This window comes from Bacillus sp. TE9106W (assembly GCF_054062215.1).
In genome coordinates this window covers 219,844-239,051 of sequence record NZ_JBSSFA010000005.1, presented here as the reverse complement: position 1 = coordinate 239,051, position 19,208 = coordinate 219,844, and the positions used below count along the sequence as shown (strand labels likewise).

Sequence of the window (19,208 nt, the reverse complement as noted above, 5' to 3'; positions counted from 1 at the left end):
GTATAAAATTTTCAAATGAATTAATGTTGATAAATCTAATATATTTAAAGATAAATGATAATAGGAGAATGACACATGGTTTCAAAAATTAAGCTTTTTTGTTTTCATCATGCAGGTGGGTCTTCGTCAGCCTACTACAATTGGAAGGATTATTTAAACAAGGATATCGAGATTATCCCTATTGAATTAGCTGGAAGAGGGAAACGTTTAAAGGAGCCCGTATATACAAGTATGGAAGAAGCAGTATTAGATATTTACGATTTGATGAAACCTAATTTAGATGGTTCTCCATTTGCGATGTTTGGCCATAGTATGGGAGCTTTATTAGTATATGAAATGATTCAGAAAATCCGTGATGTCAAAGGAATAAGTCCAATACATGCATTTTTCTCAGGGCGACTACCTGTTCATACTATAGATCAGCAAAAGTGTTACACTTTACCAGATCAAGAACTAAAGAAATACATAGTAGACTTAGGAGGAATCCCATTAGAATTACAATCTTATGATGAAATATTAGATATGTTTCTCCCAATCATTAGAGCAGACTTTAAACTAGTTGAAACTTATGAGCTTAAAGGAAAAATAAGTCCTTTTACATTTAATATTTCTATTCTATACGGTTACGATGATAAGCTAGTAGATAATCAAAGATTGATAGAGTGGGCTGATTATACTAGTAAACAATGCTATTTTTATGGATATCAGGGAGGGCACTTTTTTATTAATGATTTTACAGAAGAAGTTGTTAAAATAATAAATAAAACATTAAGTTCATCCGATTTTCAAAGTAAAATATTATAAATGAGACTTTAATATTTCTATGTTTTTTATAGGGGCATTATCAGAAAAACACCAAAAAGCGAATGACTTCTCTTGTTTCTTCTCCAATTTTCTCGTAGTTTTACACGTTGGTACCTGCACATCTATTAAAGAAACTTAAAAGGTTTATAAAGGTGGTGGAATTTAAATGATAGAAGTATATATTGTAAGAATTCCTAATAAAATAGAAACTAGATTATTTAAACAATTACTAGGTTATGTTTCTAATGAAAAGCGAAAAAAGATTGAAAACTTCCATAGGAAAGAAGATAGTTATAGGGGGCTTATCGCGGACCTTCTTGTTAGAAGTTTGATTATACGAAAATATAGTATTTCAAATGAAGAAATTGAATTCAAAAATAATCTTTACGGAAAGCCGTATTTACATAATTTTTCTAATTTCGAATTTAATGTTTCTCATTCGGGTGATTGGGTTGTTTGTGCTGTAGATAAATTTTCAATTGGTATAGATGTTGAATTGATAAAGCCAATTGAATTCGATATAGCAAAAAGCTTTTTTGCAGAGGTAGAATATAATGATTTGCTTTCTATAGATCCACTAAGACAACTAGATTATTTTTATGATCTTTGGACCATAAAGGAAAGTTATGTAAAAGCTTTAGGAGAAGGATTAACAATTCCTCTGAATTCCTTTTTAGTTAAAAAACAGGATTTTAAACAAATTAAAATAATAAAAAACAATAAAAAAACCCCATATTTTGTTAGACAATATGATATTGATGATCAGTATAAGTTATCAGTTTGCGCTATGCATAATAGCTTTTCTGCTAATCCTCAACATGTTAATTTTTTTAGTATAGTGAAAAAAATACTGGGTAAAAAGGTATTATTTTAGTAACAGGTGATCAATTGGATTATATGAATGTAAGTATCAAACCATCCTCACCTACAGCTGTTTTATAATTATTAATTTTGTATATAAAATTAATAAGATTTATGATATGATGAAAGTATCAAAATACTTCTAAATCTATCTTGCAAAAGGACACACCTACGCAGAACCATAGCGTAGGTGTGTCCTTTTTTGTTTGTTTTAATAAAAATAGCATACAGAATTTATCAGATGATATTAGCAACAATTAATAAATTAAAAAGAAATGGGATGAATTGATGAAAGAATTTATATGAAATCATTTATTAGAGATTTTAGTGGCATTTATTATAGGAGGAGCTATTGTAGGGAGATGAGTACTTACTTTTTGAATTGACGTTTTTTAACATAATAGAAGCATGCATTCTGTTGTATAGATAAAGTGATTTTTTTATTTGATTAGGGAGGATATAACAGCATGAAACAATGGATTAAGGTTATTTGTATAACATCATTCGTATTTCAAATGACAGCATGTAGCAATTCCACTCAAACAAAAAATGATTCGAGACCTGCCCAAGCAGTACAAAACGGGATACAACAGCACGTAGAAGGGAAAAGTATTGTTGATATTACAGAAGCTTATAAGGGGAAATTAAAAGGCTTAGAGACTGTTAAAGGGAAGGTATTACATGGAGATACGATAGACGTGAACGTAAAGGGGCAGAAACAGACGGTAAGGTTGCTGTTATTGGATACCCCCGAGTCCGTATCACAGAAGATTCCACCACAAAAGATGGGAAAGGAAGCGTCGTTATTTTTAAAGAAACAATTAAAAGGAAAAAGCGTAACATTGGTCTATGATCATGGACCAAAAGAGGACAAGTATGGCAGGAAATTGGCATATGTATTTTGTGAAGGAATACTTATCAACGAATTAATGGTCAAATCAGGATATGGTATTGTAGCTTACATTTCAAAACCTAACACTTCACTGCTTCCACAAATGCTAGAAAGCGAAAAAGAGGCAAAGGCGTCAAAAACTGGTGTGTGGAGCATAAAAGGGTATGTGGATGAAGAGAAACATCATTATAACCGTAATGATGCAGCTTAGCACCATAATCCATTGCAATAAATACAAATATTCATACAAAATGGAGGTTTTATGAATGAATGAAAACAAAAGAAATATGCTCTTATCCTTTATCATTTCAATTTTATTTATTTTCGCGAGTTTATTACCTTTTAGTAGTAATGAATGTGTGTATGTTATCTTCAAAATTGGTGCTGCAGCTGGTGTAATAAATATTGTAATGATGAGCGTCTTCTTGTATTTTCAAATCAAAAAAACGGGGCATTTATTAAATTAGTAAAGTAAGACTTAATAGTTTCCATACCCTTTTCCTTTTAATTAGGGTATGGAAAACAAAAAAGGAGTGCGAAAGGTGAGTCAAGTACCTGGGTTTTTGAAGTTTGTTTTAGCGAGAGAAAGACGGTATGTATATTTAGCTGTAGCAGAAAAGAAAAACAAAAGAGTACATACACATATTGTATATAGATTTGGTCAGCTAGAAAAAGCATTAGAAACCATATATGTAATACGTGATGATTTTGAGAATCTTTTCCCTTTAGAATTAAAAGAGAAGGGTTATGATTGGGAAGATATCAACGATTGGATACTTTCTATTGAAACAGGGTACTCCAAACACGGAAATAAACTAGTCATATATTAGCAAACGTTTTACATTCTAATAAGACAGGTGAGGGGAATATGGGATGTCAATCATTCGAAAGTATCACATCGCAATTGCTTGGATGATAGCTACTAGTGCAATGCTCATAAGTTTGGTTTTTAGTGAATGGATGAAGCTGCCTCCATGTGATTTGTGCTGGTATCAAAGGATGGCCATGTATCCATTAGTATTCATATTAGGTATAGGTATGTATAGAAAAGATGCACATGTAAGTACATATGCATTTCCATTTGCCTGTATTGGCCTATTAGTAGCCGTTTATCAAATCACGATTCAGGCTTTTCCTACAAGTGAATTGAAGATGTGTTCAGTAGGCGTTTCTTGTACGGAAGATTACTTGAATTTGTTTGGCTTCATCTCGATTCCTATGCTATCTTTTGTTGGATTTTTAGCCATAATAATCCTTCTATGTATTAAACCTGATAGAGAGACAAAAGATCGAGCAACAAAGTAATTGTGAAATATATATTTAAACAAACTAAAAATGCTCATAAATTGATAATAAAAACAAAAAGAAATGCAAAAGGAGAAATAAAAAATGACAACAATACAAGTAAGTAATGAAATGTGCAAAATTCCAGAAGCGGATGTAGAATTATTAAAGATTATGGCTCATCCAGTTAGATTACAAATCGTGAAAGAACTAGAATATCGCAAAGTTTGTAATGTAACACAGTTAACAGAGCTATTAGAGGTACCTCAATCTACTGTTTCACAGCATCTATCTAAAATGCGTGGGAAGATCCTGCGTTCAGAAAGAAGGGGATTAGAGATGTACTATCATATTGATAATTTAAAGGCATGCCAGATTGTCAGTGTACTAGGTTTGTAAAAATTTAAGCTAAATAGAAGATTATGTTAATAAAAATGAAAGAAGGGCAGATATGCCAGGCTGCCCTTCTTTCATTTGTGATTTTGCATATATTTGTGCGCATTTAGTATAGCAAACATTTTTCTTTTCTATCAAATAAAAAGAGCCTGTATGCACAGGCTAAAATTACGTATGAAAAAGAGATCATGATACTCGATTTCTTTTTCATACAAGGGTTAGAGATTAGTTGCTATTCGACTCATACTCATTTTATGGTTAATACTTAGAATATTCAATCTAATTATTTGTTTCTCAATATGTTTTGTTTGTTTTTATATTATAATATACGTAATTTTTTTTAATTATGTATCTCTCTATATTTTCCTGGGGTGAATCCTTTTAATAAGGATTCCTTTTTTATTGTTTCATACAATATAATATAATTCAAATTTAATTTTAAAGTGGAGAATATTAATAATGAAACATCAAAATTTACGGTATTTTATAAAGCGACCGTTGAAATTGCTTGCTTATATAGGAATTGTTGCTTTCCATTGCTGGAGATCAGCACTGAAAATTTATCCACAGCAATAATGATTCCAGGTATTCTAACTCCGTTGATTAGGATAATATTTACTATTCTTTGTTCCTCAATTAATTTTTTATAAAAATTGTCTTGTGTATACATTAATAGTTACCTCCTCTCTTTAAATATTCTAATCTTTTTAAATTCTTCTTATGAATATAAGAGGAATGGAGTAATTATAACATTTCTAGGATGGATTTTTATAAAAAATAAAAGCCCTTACAATGAAGTAATGAACTGTACCCTGAATCATGGACAATTAAAAACCCCAAATAATAGGGATTTTTAGAATAAAAGTAAACATATTCTTTATACTTAGCAACGTTCATTTAATTTAATTCAATTAAGTGGCAAATACCGACAACGTGCAGTAATTGCTAGAGCACTATCTTCCTATGTTGTTTTATTTATTGCTGATGAACCAACAGCAAATAAAATTATTGAGTGTTCCCGGAACTCACGCATAAAGAAGTTAATTGTGTAATTGTTGTTACGCATTCTCAAGAAGTTTTAAAAAATCAAACTGAGTAGTTTATTTAAGTGAATAGAAGCTAGAATAGTTAAGGAAAAGGATACTTTCGTTCTTAATTAACATAATTTTCAAAAATAAAATCTACGGATGTTAATATTTGTTATATAATATAGTTGTCAAAGTACTACCTCTGTAGTTTCTATGATGAATCGGTAAGATAGTTTGTTTGTCCCATATATTCACCTGATACAAAAAAACTTGTAGAGATTCCTGCAAGTTCTTTTTTTAAGGATTAAATGTGAATCTGAAATAAAGTAACGATTTTTTGAGGGGAGAAAAGTAAATGTTTATAGAAGCAGAAAGATTACTAATACGGAAATTTGAATTCAAGGATTGGGAAGCTGTTCATGAGTATACATCAGATAGCAATGTTATGAAATACATACCTGAAGGGGTTTTTACTGAAGAAGATACAAGAAACTTTGTAAATAAAAATATGGGTGAAAATGCTGAGAACTTTCCTGTAATACTGATAGATGAAAATATTCTGATTGGTCATATTGTTTTTCATAAATATTTTGGCGAGCATACTTATGAAATTGGTTGGGTATTCAATCCTAAATATTTCAATAAAGGATATGCTTCTGAAGCAGCACAAGCTACATTGAAATATGGGTTTAAGGAAATGAAATTACATAGAATTATAGCTACATGTCAGCCAGAAAATACCCCATCGTATCGAGTGATGGAGAAAATTGGAATGAGGAGAGAAGGCTATTTCAAGAAGTGTATACCCCATGGAAATGAATGGTGGGATGAATATTATTACGCTATTTTAGAAGAAGAGTAGTGTCTCAGAACGCATTATTAAAATCAAAATCATAATTAAAATTGTGCTACCATTTTTTGGGGAATTGCTTGGTCTATAAAATAATTAAAATGTGGGTGGTGCTCTATGCCCATCAAGCTAACATTATACAAGTTTAATTTCATGTAAGATTTTTTCTTTTTTCTAAAGATCCAGTGTAAGTTCTTTAAAAATTTGCATACTAAATAAACCCTATCGGGCTTCATTTTTTGGGATTAAACTACCTGATTGTGGAACATGGAAAAATTATATACGATGCCTAAGATATCAATGACTGTTTTCTTCTTATACCTATGGGATTTTCGTCCGTTTTTCTGTAAGAGATTAAACAGAGGAAACAATATCTTTGTTAATTCTTAGGTGTCTTCTGTAAAGATTGATAAAGAAGTGAAAAATAATCTTTTATGATATAAATCGCTTTATATTCGCTTAATTCTCACTCCTTTTTGCTGAGGATTAATTGGCGCATTTGAAACATGGTGGAGGAATCAAGAAAGGTACTGATTAATTGTCCGTATAAATGACATTCAAGTTTTCCTTAATTGAAGTACACCCCAAATGTTAGACACTAACAACAATTGGGGTGTACTTTTTTATAGCTAAATTTTTACGAGAGGAAAAAGTAATGGTAGTAAGAAGGTATTTAGATGGAAATGATGGAGCGAAGAGATGTGTAAAATCTATAAAGGTTCATCCAAGTGTAATTCAGCAGTGAGGTAGTTCAAAACAGTTTATTTCGCAAAATACATATGGATTGATGCTGTTATTCATTTTAATCTTTGTAATACCCTGATATAGATGCTAGCCCAAAAAAGCTCGCAATCTATTATTAGTAATTCAAGAAGAGAAGATAATGAAAAAATATTTTTTAATTTTAATATTTAAAACTTATGGACACGTGTTACAATGAAGTTCTCCAATTTATTTTATTCTCCTATTTAGAATTTATGGTTTAGTATCCAATAATACAAAAGTGGTTGTAGTAAATAAATGAATAAACAAATGAAGTGAAGCGGTTAGAGTGGTTAAAAGGCTATTAAGTATAATTATCCAAAAATAAATTCACTTAGTTAAGTTTTAGAAAATTTATTATGGTAAGGATTTCATCAAAGTTGAATTGTTCTAGATTAAACTTGTGATTCCATCAAAGTCAAAAGTCATTATTTAAATGAATTCCATGTTTCATCTAGGTAATTTAGAATAATTTGTAGTCTTAACATTACTTAATATAGAAAATAACATATTCGAAAGGTGGATAGATAAAACTCCGCTTGTAAAAATTAAATTGTTATATGTGAAGATATATTTAAAAGGATATAACGGTGATTTTATATCGAATGATACCATAAATGAATGTAGAAAAAATAAAGGAGCAAACGATTAAATAAACTATATCAGCTGTTAGAATGAAAGGGAGAAGTAGAAAGTGTTTAAAATAAAAGAAAGATTAGAACAAATGAAGCTTAAAACGAAGTTGTCTATGGCATTTATTACAATATTAATTATACCAAGTCTTATTGTGGGAATAACATCTTATAATGAGTCGAAAACAGATCTTAATGATACAATTCTACAAACTGCGAAAGATAATGTGAGTATTTTAAATAAGATAGTTGATGATGAATTAGAAAATAAACATGTAGATGTAACTTATTTTGCAAAGATACTTACACAAAGTGATTATAACGCTGACCAATTGCAAAATGTACAAAGTAAATTTGAACAATATAAACAGTTACATCCAGAGATAGAAACAATTTATACTACATCCAGTAATAATCAATTTATTCAAGCACCTGTTGGAAAAATACCAGAAGGATTTAATCCATTAGAAAGTAGTTGGTATAAGGATGCAGTAAAAGCCAATGGAGAAATTATTGTTTCCTCTCCTTATAAATCAAAGTCTACAGGAAATATGGTAATAGCAATTGCAAAGCAAAATGCAGATAAAAGTGGTGTCATTGGTGTGGACTTAAATATTGATGATATCGTAAAAACTTCTAAAATGATAAAAATAGGAAAACAGGGCTTTGTATCTATAGTAAGTCAAGATAAGACTATCGTTGTTCATCCTACACGTAAGCCAGGTGAGAAATTAGAGAAATCATTAGCAGATGATCTATATAAGAAAGAAGATGGAGTAATTACTTATAGCCTTAATGGTGAGGATCGAAACATAAGCTTTAAGACAAACAAAAAAACAGGTTGGAAAATAGCTGGTATAATGCCTACGAAAGAAATTGAAGAGGCTACCAATCCTATTTTTTATAAAACGCTCACTATAATAGGGGCTTCATTATTGTTAGGTGGAATTGTAATTTTCTTCATTCTTAAATCTATTATTAATCCACTAAAACGATTAGTTATTTCAGCTCAAAGAATTAGTCAGGGAGATTTAACTGAGAAAATAGATATTCGTTCAAAGGATGAACTTGGTCAATTAGGTGGTAGTTTCAACACAATGGCAGAGTCATTACGTAATATAATTTCTCAAATTAACACATCTGCAGGACATGTGGCTGCTTCGTCTGAGGAATTAACTGCTAGCGTAGAGCAAGCAAGTGTTGCGACAGAACAAATTACAAAAGAAATGGAAGAAATATCGAATAGTGCAGAAGTTCAAAATAATGAAGTGGCGTCTGGAGCGGAATTAATTGGTGAGGTAACGCGTAACATTCAATGCGTAGCTGATAATGCTTCTGAAGTATCGGCCTCATCCTTATACACAAAACAAAAAGCGAATGAGGGTGAACAATTAGTAGAACAAACTGTAACGCAAATGCAGTCTATACATCATTCTGTTTCTCAATCCGATAATGTAATTAAATTATTAGATAAGAAATCGCAGCAAATTGGAAGTATACTAGAAGCAATTCAAACTATTGCAGAACAAACAAATTTATTAGCATTAAATGCAGCAATAGAAGCGGCTAGAGCAGGAGAACAGGGGCGTGGATTTGCCATTGTTGCCGATGAAGTCAGGAAGTTAGCGGAGCAATCATCCGAATCTTCAATGGAAATTGGAAGTTTAATTAATGAAATACAAGCAGATGTACATGAGACTGTAAAAGCTATGAATGAAGTAGGAGTTGAAGTGCAGTCGGGGCTTCAGGTTGCGAATGATACAAAACAAAGTTTTTATGAAATTTCAAAATCTGCAAATGATATTGTGTCAAAAGTACACGGTATGGTGGAATTATCAAATAAAATGACAAGTGATGCAATGAAAGTCGATACATCAATTAATCAAATATCTATGGCTGTGAAAGAGAATTCTTCAAGTATGCAAACGATAGCCGGCTCATCTGAGGAGCAACATGCTTCTATGGAAGAGATAAATTCTTCAGCAGTACAATTAGCACAGATGGCCGAAGAACTTCAAGAATTAATTGGTGGATTTAACATATAAGTTCAGATTCTAAGATAGAATCCTAGATAGTGTGTTTAAGGATAGAAGTTAAAAATCTTATTACGATAAAAGGAGCAAATTAATTTGCTCCTTTTTCACTTGTATTCTACATGAAATTTAGTATCAATGATTCCAAAAGCAACTTTACATGGGAACGGATTTCTCCCTGTTGAAGCAGCGTACATACATGAAAGTACCCAATATTCCAATTCTAAAGGTAAGCGGAATACTTGAATACTACCATCACTGTTTTTTACTGTTACAATCGGTGTATTTACCCTAGTTGTAGTGAAACCATCTGTCGTTATCAGCGCTACTGCATTATTATTATGAAAACCAGTGCTTAAAACCTCGTAAATTATTCCATCTTTCTCGTTGATAATCATAGGTATATTTAAATAGGGATAGTTATCTATATCATTATGAGTAATTGTTCTCGCTGTATTCTTTCTTATCTGATTCCCTTGCATTTTATATTCTCCTTTATAATACTCCAAAGATAATCACCTAAATCTATTTTACGTCTATTATATTAGGAAATTGTATTGTCATCTTATTATAGAAAGCATCAGTACATATGATAGAGCTATGTAATGGATCTATATTGATAACGGTCATATAGTTGGTGAGTAAATAAAAAGAATAGCGCTTTTAGGAGAACTTCGTTTACTTGGCGAGATGATTTTCAAAGTAATAAAACTAGTGGGGCCTTGGGAGATTTGGGAATCCATCTAATAGACTTATTATGGTTTTTGTTCGAGAGTGATTTTAGAAAGGCTACCGTTCGTACTAAAATTAAAACAAATGTTATGGAAGAATTATTTCAGTTCAGGTTTCAATAGAACTTAGTTATTAGGAGCGCCTGAAAAGAAAACAGATATGAGTAAAATAATATCTTCAAAATATCTAAGAGCATGTTTTGACCTGAAATATTATTTTAACTTTATTTTATAGAAACTCATTCTAGCGATTTTAAATAAGCTCGTACTGCTTTATTACAATCTGCGGCTGATTATGATGGTTATGATAGTGTAACGTATAAAGCCATAGAAAATGCTTGGAATCAGATCGGTGTAAAATAACCTAGCTACTATAGGCGAAGAATTTTATCTATTAAAACTAAAAAAAGAACACACTTGTATAATGATATGCTCCCCATTAGGTAGACAGATAAAAAGGAAAAATCTGTTTATCTAAGGGGAGTATTTTTTATTGATAGAATGAAATATTCTAAAACTGAAAAATTGGCGATTTTAGCTCTTTATAAAGATGGTTATCATTCAATAGCTGACATTACGGCAAAGTTTTCTGTTAATCCTGGAACGATTAGAGCTTGGAAAATAAGCTATGAAGTGAATGGTGTAGACGGCCTAGAAAAAGCACTTTCTTGGAAAAGGAGATAAAGATAAATTTGAGCGTAGAGAGAAACTGTAATTAAAGTAAGATAGGACAAAGACTAGCGTTGAGAAATATAAAAGATGGAAGTAACATAGGGGATTTACGCATAAATTAATATTGACGATTAAATTAACAAAATTTTCATTTTAATCAAAAAATACATAGTGTTTTTAACTTATAATAATGTTACTACGATGAAAATACGGCTACTAATTAGTTATTTTAAAAATCAATTTTAGATAGGAAGAGGATAATGAAGACCAGAGATAGTTATAAAATTGTTGTAATTGGTGCTGGGACTGCTGGAATATCTTCTACTGCACATTTGTTACGAAATGTACCCCTATTGAAAGAAAGTATAGCAATTATTGATCCATCAAAAAAACATTACTTTCAACCACTATGGAGTTTAGTGGGGGGAGGAATTGTATCAAAGGAAAGTACAGTGCGTGATCAAGAATTGCTTATTCCAAAAGGGGCAACGTGGATCCCTAAAAGTGTTGTTAAGTTGTTTCCGGATGAAAATAAGCTAATTTTAGATGATGGACTGCTGCTTGAGTATGAAATTCTTATTGTAGCAGCCGGTATACAAATAAATTGGGACGGTATTAAAGGTTTAAAAGAGCCTATTGGAACTAACGGGGTTTGTAGCAATTACTCTTATAAATATGTTGATTCTACTTGGAGAGAAATTGAAAAATTTAAAGGAGGAAATGCGGTTTTTACCCACCCAAATACTCCTATTAAATGCGGTGGTGCTCCACAAAAGATTATGTATTTAGCAGAAGAGTATTTTTCTAATAACGGTGTAAGAAACAAAAGTGAAGTAATGTTTTATACTGCGAATGCTAACATATTTCAGGTTCCACGATATGCTAATACATTAGAACAAGTACTAGAAAGAAAGCAAATTATAACGAATTATAATAAAAACTTAGTAGAAATTATTGCCGAAAAGAGAGAAGCAATTTTTGAAGATACGCAAACACTGAAAAGAGAAACCGTACCATACAGTATGATCCATGTTGTTCCACCAATGGGGCCACCTAATTTTATTAAAGAGAGTGAAATAAGTGATTCTCAGGGGTGGGTAGATATAAACCCTTATACTTTGCAACATGTACAGTATAAGAATATTTTCGGACTCGGAGATTGTACCAATTTACCCACCTCTAAAACTGGAGCGGCAATTCGAAAACAAATACCTGTATTAAAACAAAATATTATGGACGTACTTAACGGAAGAGACTTGCATGCTAAATATGATGGATATACATCCTGCCCCATTGTTACAGGTTATAAAAGTCTTATACTCGCTGAATTTAACTATGAACATGAGCCTCAAGAAACGTTTCCGTTTAATCAAGCAAAAGAACGATATAGTATGTTTTTACTTAAAAGATATATGTTGCCGTATATGTATTGGAATTTTATGTTGAAAGGGATGCTATAGGGGAAGGGAGAAAACGGTTACAAATATTGAAAAGTAATTTGAAATAACTATTTGGAGGGAATAGCTATGCTTTTAAAATATTTTTATGATGAAAAATTAGCACACGCTTCTTATTTAGTCGGTTGTCAGAAGGAAGGCGTAGCAATTGTAATTGATCCAGGTCGCTATATAGAACAATATATAGAATTTGCTAAGAAAGAGGGGATGGAAGTAATTGCTGCGGCTGAAACTCACATTCATGCAGATTTTCTTTCTGGGTCTAGAGAACTTTCTACTCTTTATCATGCCAATTTATATGTATCTGATGAAGGTGATTGTGATTGGAAATATCAATATCTTAACGAAGGTCAATACAATTTGGTTAGAGAGGGCACAGAGTTTAAAGTAGGTCATATAAAATTTAATGTAATTCACACACCAGGGCATACACCTGAAAGTATTTCTTTTTTAGTAACTGATACAAGTCAAAATAACTATACGAATGATAAGCCAATAGGAATATTCACAGGTGATTTTATATTTGTTGGAGATATAGGAAGACCCGATTTATTAGAAACTGCTGTAGGTATGAAAGATACTGCAAAAATTGGAGCGAAACAATTATTTGATTCTATACAAAAAATAAAAATACTCCCTGATTATTTGCAAATATGGCCATCACATGGTGCAGGAAGTGCATGTGGAAAAGCATTAGGAGCAATCCCAACTTCTACATTAGGTTATGAAAAGATGTTCAATTGGGCATTTCAGTGTAATGAACAAGGTGATTTTGTATCGACTTTATTGACGGGACAGCCAGAGCCTCCAAAATATTTTTCATTAATGAAGAATTTAAATAAGTATGGTCCTCCAATTCGTAAGAAGAGAGAAGTTATTGCTATCAATACAGTAGAAAAACTTCAAGAAGCTATGAGAAACGTTCAGCAAATAGTTGATATAAGGGATGTAGAGAGTTTTGCTTCTGGTCACATAGAGAAATCAATTAACATACCTTATAACAATTCCTTTACAACGTGGTGTGGATGGTTACTAGATTATAAAACAGAAACTTTAATCATTCTAGATGAGGAAAAGGTTAGAGTAGAGGAGGTTATTAGAGACTTTGAATCTATTGGGCTAGATAATATTATTGCTTTTGTACCTGTAAAGGTAATACAAAGATTTAATAGATTAGAAAGTTACAAAGAAAAAACATCGATTGAATTATATCCGCATATAAAAGATGGAAGGGTTAAGGTAATCGATGTTCGTAGTAAAAAAGAGTGGGAGGAAGGACACCTTCATGAGGCAATACATATCCCTTTAGGAAGTCTATTTAAGCAGTTAGATTGTATACCAAAAGATTGCCCAATCGTTTTACAATGTCGAACCGGATTGCGTTCCGCTATAGCAGCTAGTATTATACAAAAAGCTAATATAAAAGAAGTAATTAATTTAAAGGGAGGATTTCTTGCATGGAAAAAAGAAGAGCTTCCTTATACAACATGCAATCTCAATGTGTAGGGAAATAATTTTTATTAATTTATCCGATAAGGAAAATTGCAGATTACATAGGAGGATATCTATATATAGGAGAAATAGATGATTTATTCTATAGACCTGAATTTATTCAGAATTATGCTGATTAGCAAATAGATATAGCTTTATCAGGACACGTTCATGGTGGACAATTTAGGTTACCATTTATCAGCAAATTAGTGGCTCCAAATCAAGGTGTTTTACCTAAATATACAGCTGGTTTTTATGAAGAACAAAAAACATCGATGGTAGTTAGTCGAGGATTAGGCAATAGTATCAGTCAGCAAATAATTTTTAATAGGCCAGAACTTGTAGTCGTACAGTTAAATTGAACTGTACGATTTTTTTGTGCAGAAAAAATAGGTTATATGCAATTTATACAAATTAACATTACAATTTTGTTAAAAATTTTCTACGTTACATAAAGTAACAAAATTTGACCCGAAGAGTTTGTTATAGTGTAAATAATCAAAAAAATTAAAAATTAGTCGAGTGAAAAGTGTGATAAGGAATTTATATAAAAACTTAAAGGGGTGTACACATGCATAAAGAATATGAAATTGAAGAGTATACGGCGATTGAGGAACAAATACATTATTATTGTAAATGTTTATTAGTAAGTCATCCTGATCAAATTATAAAATATTTAGAAAAAAGGTTAGAAAAATATGCAGAAACATTACAATATGCACATTTATATCCCGATACAGTTATTTTACCGTTACAGCAATTAGTTATCCAATATTCTTTAGATGTTGCTAGAATTAGGAAGTATATGAATTTAAAAACGTAAAGTAAAATTTATAGTTTAAATGAAACAGAGTCGACTTTAAGAAATGTTATTCTAATGTCGACTCTGTTTCATTGTTTCATGTTATTGATGGAAAATACGATTCAATTTATACTGTATGGACTAACACCACGAATTTAATCATAAGTAAAAATATGTTGAAGTGTAAATACATATATTACTTTTAAACAAATAATAAATCGCCTTTAAAAAGGCGATTTATATTCATTATATATTTTTGATAAATAAGTACTTGCTTACTAAAAACATTCTAAATCAGCGTGTTTCTTTGTCTCTTCTTCTAAGACCTAATAATCCTGCTAGTCCTAATAAACCGAGCCAAGCCCAATTATTATTTCTATCACGATTATCGTTTAAATCATTTGTCGTATTTACATTTCTAGTTCTTACATCATTATTAACTCTGTCTAAGTTATTGTCATTAACTCGAGTTGAAATGTCAGTGTTATTAACTCTATTCATATTATTTCCATCGTGTTCAGCTTGCGCAGATGTACCTAAAAACATAATAGATAGCGCTAAAACACTTAAAATAGATGATAATTTCTTCTTCATAAAGCTCCCTCCTTTCTTACGTATTAAATTCTCCAGAGCATGTGTATATTATTCGTTTCACAGTATCTAAACCATCGTTATAGAGCGCACATTTATAGAAAATAGAGTTGAATGATTGCAAATATATTATTTGATATATATTTATCATAAAATTAAAGGAATCAAACTTTGCTTAAAATGTTAATCTTAGTACAATTTATATTATATGGACTAGCACTAAGGAGGTAATGAAATGCGACAATTTGCAAAACCTACAATCATCGTAAGTAAATGTTTAGAATTTGATGCTTGTCGTTATAATGGAGAGATGATTCCGGATGCAACAATAAGAAATTTGCAGCCATTTGTTACATTTATACCTGTTTGCCCAGAAGTCGAGATCGGATTGGGGACTCCTCGTGAAACGATACGAATTGTAGAAGGAAATGGTGTGAATAAACTTGTGCAACCATCGACACGGGAAGATGTAACTGAAAAAATGGAGCGATTTTCAAATGATTTTTTACATACGATATCAGATGTGGATGGTTTTATTTTAAAGAATCGTTCGCCAAGTTGTGGTACGCGTGATGTGAAAATTTATTCTGGTTTTGAAAAAGCACCAGCAAAAGGGAAGGGACCAGGCTTATTTGGTGGTGCAGTACTAAAAAAATTTTCGCATCTTCCAATTGAAGAAGAAGGTAGATTGTCGAATTTTATTATTAGAGAACATTTCTTTACAAGGTTATTTACAATCGCATATTACAAGATGATTAAACGTAATAAAAATATGAAAGACCTCGTATCGTTTCAGTCGGATAATAAATATTTATTTATGGCATATAATCAGATGAAACAAAAGGAATTAGGGCGTATTATTGCAAATCACAAAAATGAAAAGATTGAAGTTGTATTTGAAAACTATGAGAAGACTTTACATGAATTATTTCTGCGCACACCCCGCTATACATCGAATGTAAATGTATGTGAGCATATTTTTGGATACTTTAAAACAAAGCTGAAGAAGCAAGAAAAAGATCATTTTTTAAATTTAATACAAAAGTATATAGAAAAGAAAATTCCGCTTAGTAGCTTACTTGCAATTTTAAAATCATGGGCTCTTCGATTTGATGAAAAGTATTTATTAAGACAAACATATTTCGAACCATATCCTGAAGCTTTAGTAGAGATTTCAGATTCGGGAAAAGGTAGAGATTATTAAACATAAAATTACATAATTCGACAAGAAAACTCCTATGTTGTTGTAGAACAATGTAGGAATTTTTTTGTGCATTAGTACAGAATCTGTTTTAAAATTAAATTATGACAGAATTATAACAATTATCTAACTAATATTCTTGTCTTTTCATTCGTAATGTTTGTAGTAGAAACTAGCACGCTGTCGAAACTCAATATTCGATAAGGGGTGTGTAGCGGAATGGAATTTACTCTAACTCGCGAAAAACAAATGATTAAAGAAATGGTATGTGACTTTGCTGAAAAGGAAATCGCGCCAAAAGCTGTGTATTATGATAAGACTGCAGAGTTTCCATATGAAACATTTCAAAAAATGGGCGAACTAGGATTATTAGGCATCCCATTCCCAGAAGAGTATGGAGGTTCAGGTGGCGATACAGTATCGTACGCGTTAGCAGTTGAAGAAATTGGTCGTGCTTGTGGTGGGACAGGCTTAAGCTACGCTGCAACAATTTCATTAGGTGCTTCTCCAATTTATTATTTCGGTACAGAAGAGCAGAAACAAAAGTATTTAGTTCCAATGGCGTCAGGTAAAACATTAGGTGCTTTCGGATTAACGGAGCCGAATGCTGGATCTGATGCAGGTGGCACACAAACGAAAGCGATTCTAGATGGTGATGAGTATGTGATTAGTGGTGAAAAGTGTTGGATTACAAATGCTGAGTATGCAAATACAATTATTGTAACCGCTGTCAACGGTGTTGAAGAGAATGGTAGAAAACGTATTTCTGCATTTATCGTACCGACTACTAGTGAAGGGTTAACGATTTCAAGCCCTTACGATAAGATGGGCGTACGTGCTTCTAATACATGTGAAATCGTACTTGATGGTGTACGTGTACCGAAAGAAAATATTCTTGGTGATGTAAATAAAGGGTTTAAACAATTCTTATATACACTTGATGGAGGGCGTATTTCAATCGCAGCATTAGCTGTTGGTATTGCGCAATCTGCATTTGAACGTGCATTGCAATATGCGAAAGAACGTCAACAATTTGGAAAGGCAATTTCTAATTTCCAAGCGATTCAATTTAAATTAGCTGATATGGCGACTGAAGTAGAGCTAGCACGTAATTTAGTACATAAAGCAGCTTGGTTAAAAGATAACGATAAACCTTTCGGTAAAGAAGCGGCTATGGCAAAACTTTTCGCATCTGAGGCTGCTAGTCGTATTGCAAATCAAGCGGTACAAATTCACGGTGGATACGGCTATATGCGTGAATATGAAGTAGAACGACATATTCGTGATGCAAAACTATTAGAAATTGGTGAAGGAACTTCTGAAATTCAACGTCTCGTAATTGCTAGACATTTAGGATGTAGATAAAAAGGAGGAATCACTATGTTTCAAAAAATATTAATTGCTAATCGCGGGGAAATCGCAGTTCGTATTATGAAAACTTGTCAAAAACTTGGCATTCGTACTGTTGCTATTTATTCTGAGGCAGATGAAAATGCCTTACATGTAAAAATGGCAAATGAAGCTTACTTAGTGGGTGGGCCGCGTGTCCAAGAAAGCTATTTAAACCTTGAAAAAATAATTGAAATAGCGAAGAAGACAAATGCCGAAGCAATCCATCCGGGATATGGATTATTATCTGAGAATCCATCTTTTCCAGTACGTTGTAAAGAAGAAGGAATCGTATTTATCGGTCCATCAGAAGAAATCATTACGAAGATGGGAAGTAAAATTGAATCACGTATTGCAATGCAAGCTGCAGATGTCCCAGTAGTTCCAGGTATTACTACAAATATTGAAACTGCTGAAGAAGCGATTGAAATTGCGAAACAAATTGGTTATCCATTAATGTTGAAGGCATCCGCAGGAGGCGGAGGCATTGGAATGCAGTTGATGGAAACTGAGCAAACGCTCACCAAAGCATTTGAAAGCAACAAAACAAGAGCACAAAACTTCTTCGGTAACGGAGAAATGTATTTAGAGCGCTATATAGCAGACGCGCATCATATTGAAATTCAGCTTTTAGCAGATACACATGGTAACACGGTGTATTTATGGGAGCGTGAATGTTCAGTGCAGCGCCGAAATCAAAAAGTGATTGAAGAAGCCCCTTCACCATTTTTAGATGAAGGTACGCGAAAAGCAATGGGTGAAGTTGCTGTACAAGCTGCTAAAGCTTTAGGTTATACAAATGCAGGTACAGTTGAGTTTCTTGTAGATGATCAAAAGAACTTTTATTTCTTAGAGATGAATACGAGATTACAAGTAGAGCATCCAGTGACAGAAGAAATTACGGGTTTAGATCTTGTAGAACAACAACTTTTAATTGCATATGGTGAGAAATTATCGTTTACACAAGATGATATAAAACGTAGTGGTCATGCCATTGAGGCACGTATTTATGCAGAAGATCCGAAAACTTTCTTCCCATCACCCGGGAAAATTACAGATTTAACGCTTCCAACAAACGTACGTATTGATCACTTTTTGGAGAATCAAGTAACGATTACACCTTTCTATGATCCAATGATTGCGAAAGTCATTGCTCATGGTGAGACTCGTGAAGAAGCAATTTCAAAATTACATGATGCTTTAGAAGAATTAAAAGTAGAAGGTATTAAAACGAACACGCCAATGCTACTTCAAGTATTGGAAGATGATGTGTTCAAAAGTGGTATTTATACAACGGGTTTTGTAACGAAACAACTTGTTAAAAAATAAGAT

At 32.1% G+C, this 19,208-nt stretch carries 19 protein-coding genes and 6 pseudogenes; 20 read left to right on the top strand and 5 right to left on the bottom strand.

All coding sequences use genetic code 11. From position 1 onward, the window contains the following. The first annotated feature begins 75 nt into the window (after nt 1-75). The 7 genes from ACVWY7_RS12510 (at nt 76) to ACVWY7_RS12480 (ending at nt 4,240) form a co-directional block, all read left to right on the top strand. Nucleotides 76-804 (top strand): thioesterase II family protein, encoded by a 729-nt coding sequence (locus tag ACVWY7_RS12510; RefSeq protein ID WP_000253752.1) that lies wholly within the window; start codon nt 76-78, stop codon nt 802-804. A gap of 166 nt (nt 805-970) precedes the next feature. Next, nucleotides 971-1,678, top strand: coding sequence for a 4'-phosphopantetheinyl transferase family protein (locus ACVWY7_RS12505; RefSeq protein WP_000573883.1), 708 nt, complete (start codon nt 971-973; stop codon nt 1,676-1,678). Nucleotides 1,679-2,132: 454 nt separating this feature from the next. Further along, the gene (locus tag ACVWY7_RS12500; protein WP_000816029.1) at nt 2,133-2,768 is read left to right on the top strand and encodes a thermonuclease family protein; all 636 of its coding nucleotides are present in this window, start codon (nt 2,133-2,135) and stop codon (nt 2,766-2,768) included. A gap of 55 nt (nt 2,769-2,823) precedes the next feature. Beyond that, nucleotides 2,824-3,024 (top strand): hypothetical protein, encoded by a 201-nt coding sequence (locus tag ACVWY7_RS12495; RefSeq protein ID WP_001004895.1) that lies wholly within the window; start codon nt 2,824-2,826, stop codon nt 3,022-3,024. 75 nt (nt 3,025-3,099) lie between these two features. Then, nucleotides 3,100-3,387 carry a hypothetical protein gene (locus ACVWY7_RS12490; RefSeq protein ID WP_000084568.1) on the top strand — a complete coding sequence of 96 codons (288 nt, stop codon included), beginning with the start codon at nt 3,100-3,102 and terminating at the stop codon, nt 3,385-3,387. Nucleotides 3,388-3,430: 43 nt separating this feature from the next. After that, nucleotides 3,431-3,862, top strand: coding sequence for a disulfide bond formation protein B (locus ACVWY7_RS12485; RefSeq protein WP_000022652.1), 432 nt, complete (start codon nt 3,431-3,433; stop codon nt 3,860-3,862). Between the two features lie 84 nt (nt 3,863-3,946). After that, entirely contained in the window at nt 3,947-4,240 is a 294-nt protein-coding gene (locus ACVWY7_RS12480; RefSeq protein ID WP_000207874.1) for an ArsR/SmtB family transcription factor, read from the top strand. Nucleotides 4,241-4,721: 481 nt separating this feature from the next. Here the strand turns inward: ACVWY7_RS12480 and hfq are convergent, their stop codons facing one another. Next, complete coding sequence (hfq, locus tag ACVWY7_RS12475) at nt 4,722-4,907, bottom strand: RNA chaperone Hfq (RefSeq protein WP_073523950.1); 186 nt, start codon at nt 4,905-4,907, stop codon at nt 4,722-4,724. A gap of 229 nt (nt 4,908-5,136) precedes the next feature. Between hfq and ACVWY7_RS12470 the strand changes: the two are divergent. Together ACVWY7_RS12470 and ACVWY7_RS12465 are read left to right on the top strand one after the other, a co-directional pair. After that, nucleotides 5,137-5,336: pseudogene (locus tag ACVWY7_RS12470) on the top strand (ABC transporter ATP-binding protein); the annotation flags it as partial. Nucleotides 5,337-5,620: 284 nt separating this feature from the next. Beyond that, on the top strand, nt 5,621-6,127 hold the full coding sequence (locus ACVWY7_RS12465) for a GNAT family N-acetyltransferase (protein WP_000469437.1): 507 nt from the start codon (nt 5,621-5,623) through the stop codon (nt 6,125-6,127). A 233-nt stretch (nt 6,128-6,360) separates the two neighbouring features. On the opposite strand, the pseudogene ACVWY7_RS12460 reads toward ACVWY7_RS12465, so the two are convergent. Then, nucleotides 6,361-6,680: pseudogene (locus ACVWY7_RS12460) on the bottom strand (IS4 family transposase); the annotation flags it as partial. 891 nt (nt 6,681-7,571) lie between these two features. Between ACVWY7_RS12460 and ACVWY7_RS12455 the strand changes: the two are divergent. Then, the gene (locus tag ACVWY7_RS12455; RefSeq protein WP_000472749.1) at nt 7,572-9,554 is read left to right on the top strand and encodes a methyl-accepting chemotaxis protein; all 1,983 of its coding nucleotides are present in this window, start codon (nt 7,572-7,574) and stop codon (nt 9,552-9,554) included. Nucleotides 9,555-9,649: 95 nt separating this feature from the next. Here ACVWY7_RS12455 and ACVWY7_RS12450 read toward each other — a convergent pair whose 3' ends face one another. Then, entirely contained in the window at nt 9,650-10,024 is a 375-nt protein-coding gene (locus ACVWY7_RS12450) for a hypothetical protein (RefSeq protein ID WP_001161892.1), read from the bottom strand. A 43-nt stretch (nt 10,025-10,067) separates the two neighbouring features. After that, nucleotides 10,068-10,190, bottom strand: a pseudogene (locus tag ACVWY7_RS12445) (YolD-like family protein); the annotation flags it as partial. Here ACVWY7_RS12445 and ACVWY7_RS12440 point away from each other — a divergent pair. The 7 genes and pseudogenes from ACVWY7_RS12440 to ACVWY7_RS12410 all read left to right on the top strand — a co-directional run. Further along, nucleotides 10,190-10,372 (top strand): annotated as a pseudogene (locus ACVWY7_RS12440) (Gfo/Idh/MocA family oxidoreductase); the annotation flags it as partial. The pseudogenes ACVWY7_RS12445 and ACVWY7_RS12440 sit on opposite strands and share 1 nt — an antisense overlap. Before the next feature lie 138 nt (nt 10,373-10,510). After that, nucleotides 10,511-10,636 (top strand): annotated as a pseudogene (locus ACVWY7_RS12435) (M4 family metallopeptidase); the annotation flags it as partial. Nucleotides 10,637-10,774: 138 nt separating this feature from the next. Beyond that, nucleotides 10,775-10,957, top strand: coding sequence for a helix-turn-helix domain-containing protein (locus tag ACVWY7_RS12430; protein WP_000877664.1), 183 nt, complete (start codon nt 10,775-10,777; stop codon nt 10,955-10,957). 248 nt (nt 10,958-11,205) lie between these two features. Beyond that, nucleotides 11,206-12,405: an FAD/NAD(P)-binding oxidoreductase gene (locus ACVWY7_RS12425; RefSeq protein ID WP_000857336.1), complete on the top strand. Its 1,200-nt coding sequence runs from the start codon at nt 11,206-11,208 to the stop codon at nt 12,403-12,405. A 66-nt stretch (nt 12,406-12,471) separates the two neighbouring features. Next, nucleotides 12,472-13,908 (top strand): MBL fold metallo-hydrolase, encoded by a 1,437-nt coding sequence (locus ACVWY7_RS12420; protein ID WP_073523945.1) that lies wholly within the window; start codon nt 12,472-12,474, stop codon nt 13,906-13,908. Between the two features lie 83 nt (nt 13,909-13,991). Beyond that, nucleotides 13,992-14,255: pseudogene (locus ACVWY7_RS12415) on the top strand (metallophosphoesterase); the annotation flags it as partial. A gap of 209 nt (nt 14,256-14,464) precedes the next feature. Next, nucleotides 14,465-14,716 (top strand): hypothetical protein, encoded by a 252-nt coding sequence (locus tag ACVWY7_RS12410; RefSeq protein ID WP_000548623.1) that lies wholly within the window; start codon nt 14,465-14,467, stop codon nt 14,714-14,716. A gap of 273 nt (nt 14,717-14,989) precedes the next feature. On the opposite strand, the gene ACVWY7_RS12405 is transcribed toward ACVWY7_RS12410, so the two are convergent. Further along, nucleotides 14,990-15,289, bottom strand: a complete 300-nt coding sequence (locus tag ACVWY7_RS12405; protein WP_000728147.1) for a WGxxGxxG family protein — start codon at nt 15,287-15,289, stop codon at nt 14,990-14,992. A gap of 232 nt (nt 15,290-15,521) precedes the next feature. Between ACVWY7_RS12405 and ACVWY7_RS12400 the strand changes: the two genes are divergently transcribed. From ACVWY7_RS12400 to ACVWY7_RS12390, 3 genes are all read left to right on the top strand, one after another. Further along, on the top strand, nt 15,522-16,490 hold the full coding sequence (locus ACVWY7_RS12400; RefSeq protein WP_001248617.1) for a YbgA family protein: 969 nt from the start codon (nt 15,522-15,524) through the stop codon (nt 16,488-16,490). Nucleotides 16,491-16,706: 216 nt separating this feature from the next. After that, nucleotides 16,707-17,852: an acyl-CoA dehydrogenase gene (locus ACVWY7_RS12395; RefSeq protein WP_000397256.1), complete on the top strand. Its 1,146-nt coding sequence runs from the start codon at nt 16,707-16,709 to the stop codon at nt 17,850-17,852. Between the two features lie 15 nt (nt 17,853-17,867). Next, nucleotides 17,868-19,205: an acetyl-CoA carboxylase biotin carboxylase subunit gene (locus ACVWY7_RS12390; RefSeq protein ID WP_000486746.1), complete on the top strand. Its 1,338-nt coding sequence runs from the start codon at nt 17,868-17,870 to the stop codon at nt 19,203-19,205. Nucleotides 19,206-19,208 lie beyond the last annotated feature (3 nt).

Excerpts from the sequence above, each read along its gene's own strand:
- ACVWY7_RS12510 (WP_000253752.1), top strand. The coding sequence starts at position 76 with ATGGTTTCAAAAATTAAGCTTTTTTGTTTTCATCATGCAGGTGGGTCT.
- ACVWY7_RS12505 (WP_000573883.1), top strand. The coding sequence starts at position 971 with ATGATAGAAGTATATATTGTAAGAATTCCTAATAAAATAGAAACTAGA.
- ACVWY7_RS12500 (WP_000816029.1), top strand. The coding sequence starts at position 2,133 with ATGAAACAATGGATTAAGGTTATTTGTATAACATCATTCGTATTTCAA.
- ACVWY7_RS12495 (WP_001004895.1), top strand. The coding sequence starts at position 2,824 with ATGAATGAAAACAAAAGAAATATGCTCTTATCCTTTATCATTTCAATT.
- ACVWY7_RS12485 (WP_000022652.1), top strand. The coding sequence starts at position 3,431 with ATGTCAATCATTCGAAAGTATCACATCGCAATTGCTTGGATGATAGCT.
- ACVWY7_RS12480 (WP_000207874.1), top strand. The coding sequence starts at position 3,947 with ATGACAACAATACAAGTAAGTAATGAAATGTGCAAAATTCCAGAAGCG.
- hfq (WP_073523950.1), bottom strand. The coding sequence starts at position 4,907 with ATGTATACACAAGACAATTTTTATAAAAAATTAATTGAGGAACAAAGA.
- ACVWY7_RS12465 (WP_000469437.1), top strand. The coding sequence starts at position 5,621 with ATGTTTATAGAAGCAGAAAGATTACTAATACGGAAATTTGAATTCAAG.
- ACVWY7_RS12450 (WP_001161892.1), bottom strand. The coding sequence starts at position 10,024 with ATGCAAGGGAATCAGATAAGAAAGAATACAGCGAGAACAATTACTCAT.
- ACVWY7_RS12430 (WP_000877664.1), top strand. The coding sequence starts at position 10,775 with ATGAAATATTCTAAAACTGAAAAATTGGCGATTTTAGCTCTTTATAAA.
- ACVWY7_RS12425 (WP_000857336.1), top strand. The coding sequence starts at position 11,206 with ATGAAGACCAGAGATAGTTATAAAATTGTTGTAATTGGTGCTGGGACT.
- ACVWY7_RS12420 (WP_073523945.1), top strand. The coding sequence starts at position 12,472 with ATGCTTTTAAAATATTTTTATGATGAAAAATTAGCACACGCTTCTTAT.
- ACVWY7_RS12410 (WP_000548623.1), top strand. The coding sequence starts at position 14,465 with ATGCATAAAGAATATGAAATTGAAGAGTATACGGCGATTGAGGAACAA.
- ACVWY7_RS12405 (WP_000728147.1), bottom strand. The coding sequence starts at position 15,289 with ATGAAGAAGAAATTATCATCTATTTTAAGTGTTTTAGCGCTATCTATT.
- ACVWY7_RS12400 (WP_001248617.1), top strand. The coding sequence starts at position 15,522 with ATGCGACAATTTGCAAAACCTACAATCATCGTAAGTAAATGTTTAGAA.
- ACVWY7_RS12395 (WP_000397256.1), top strand. The coding sequence starts at position 16,707 with ATGGAATTTACTCTAACTCGCGAAAAACAAATGATTAAAGAAATGGTA.
- ACVWY7_RS12390 (WP_000486746.1), top strand. The coding sequence starts at position 17,868 with ATGTTTCAAAAAATATTAATTGCTAATCGCGGGGAAATCGCAGTTCGT.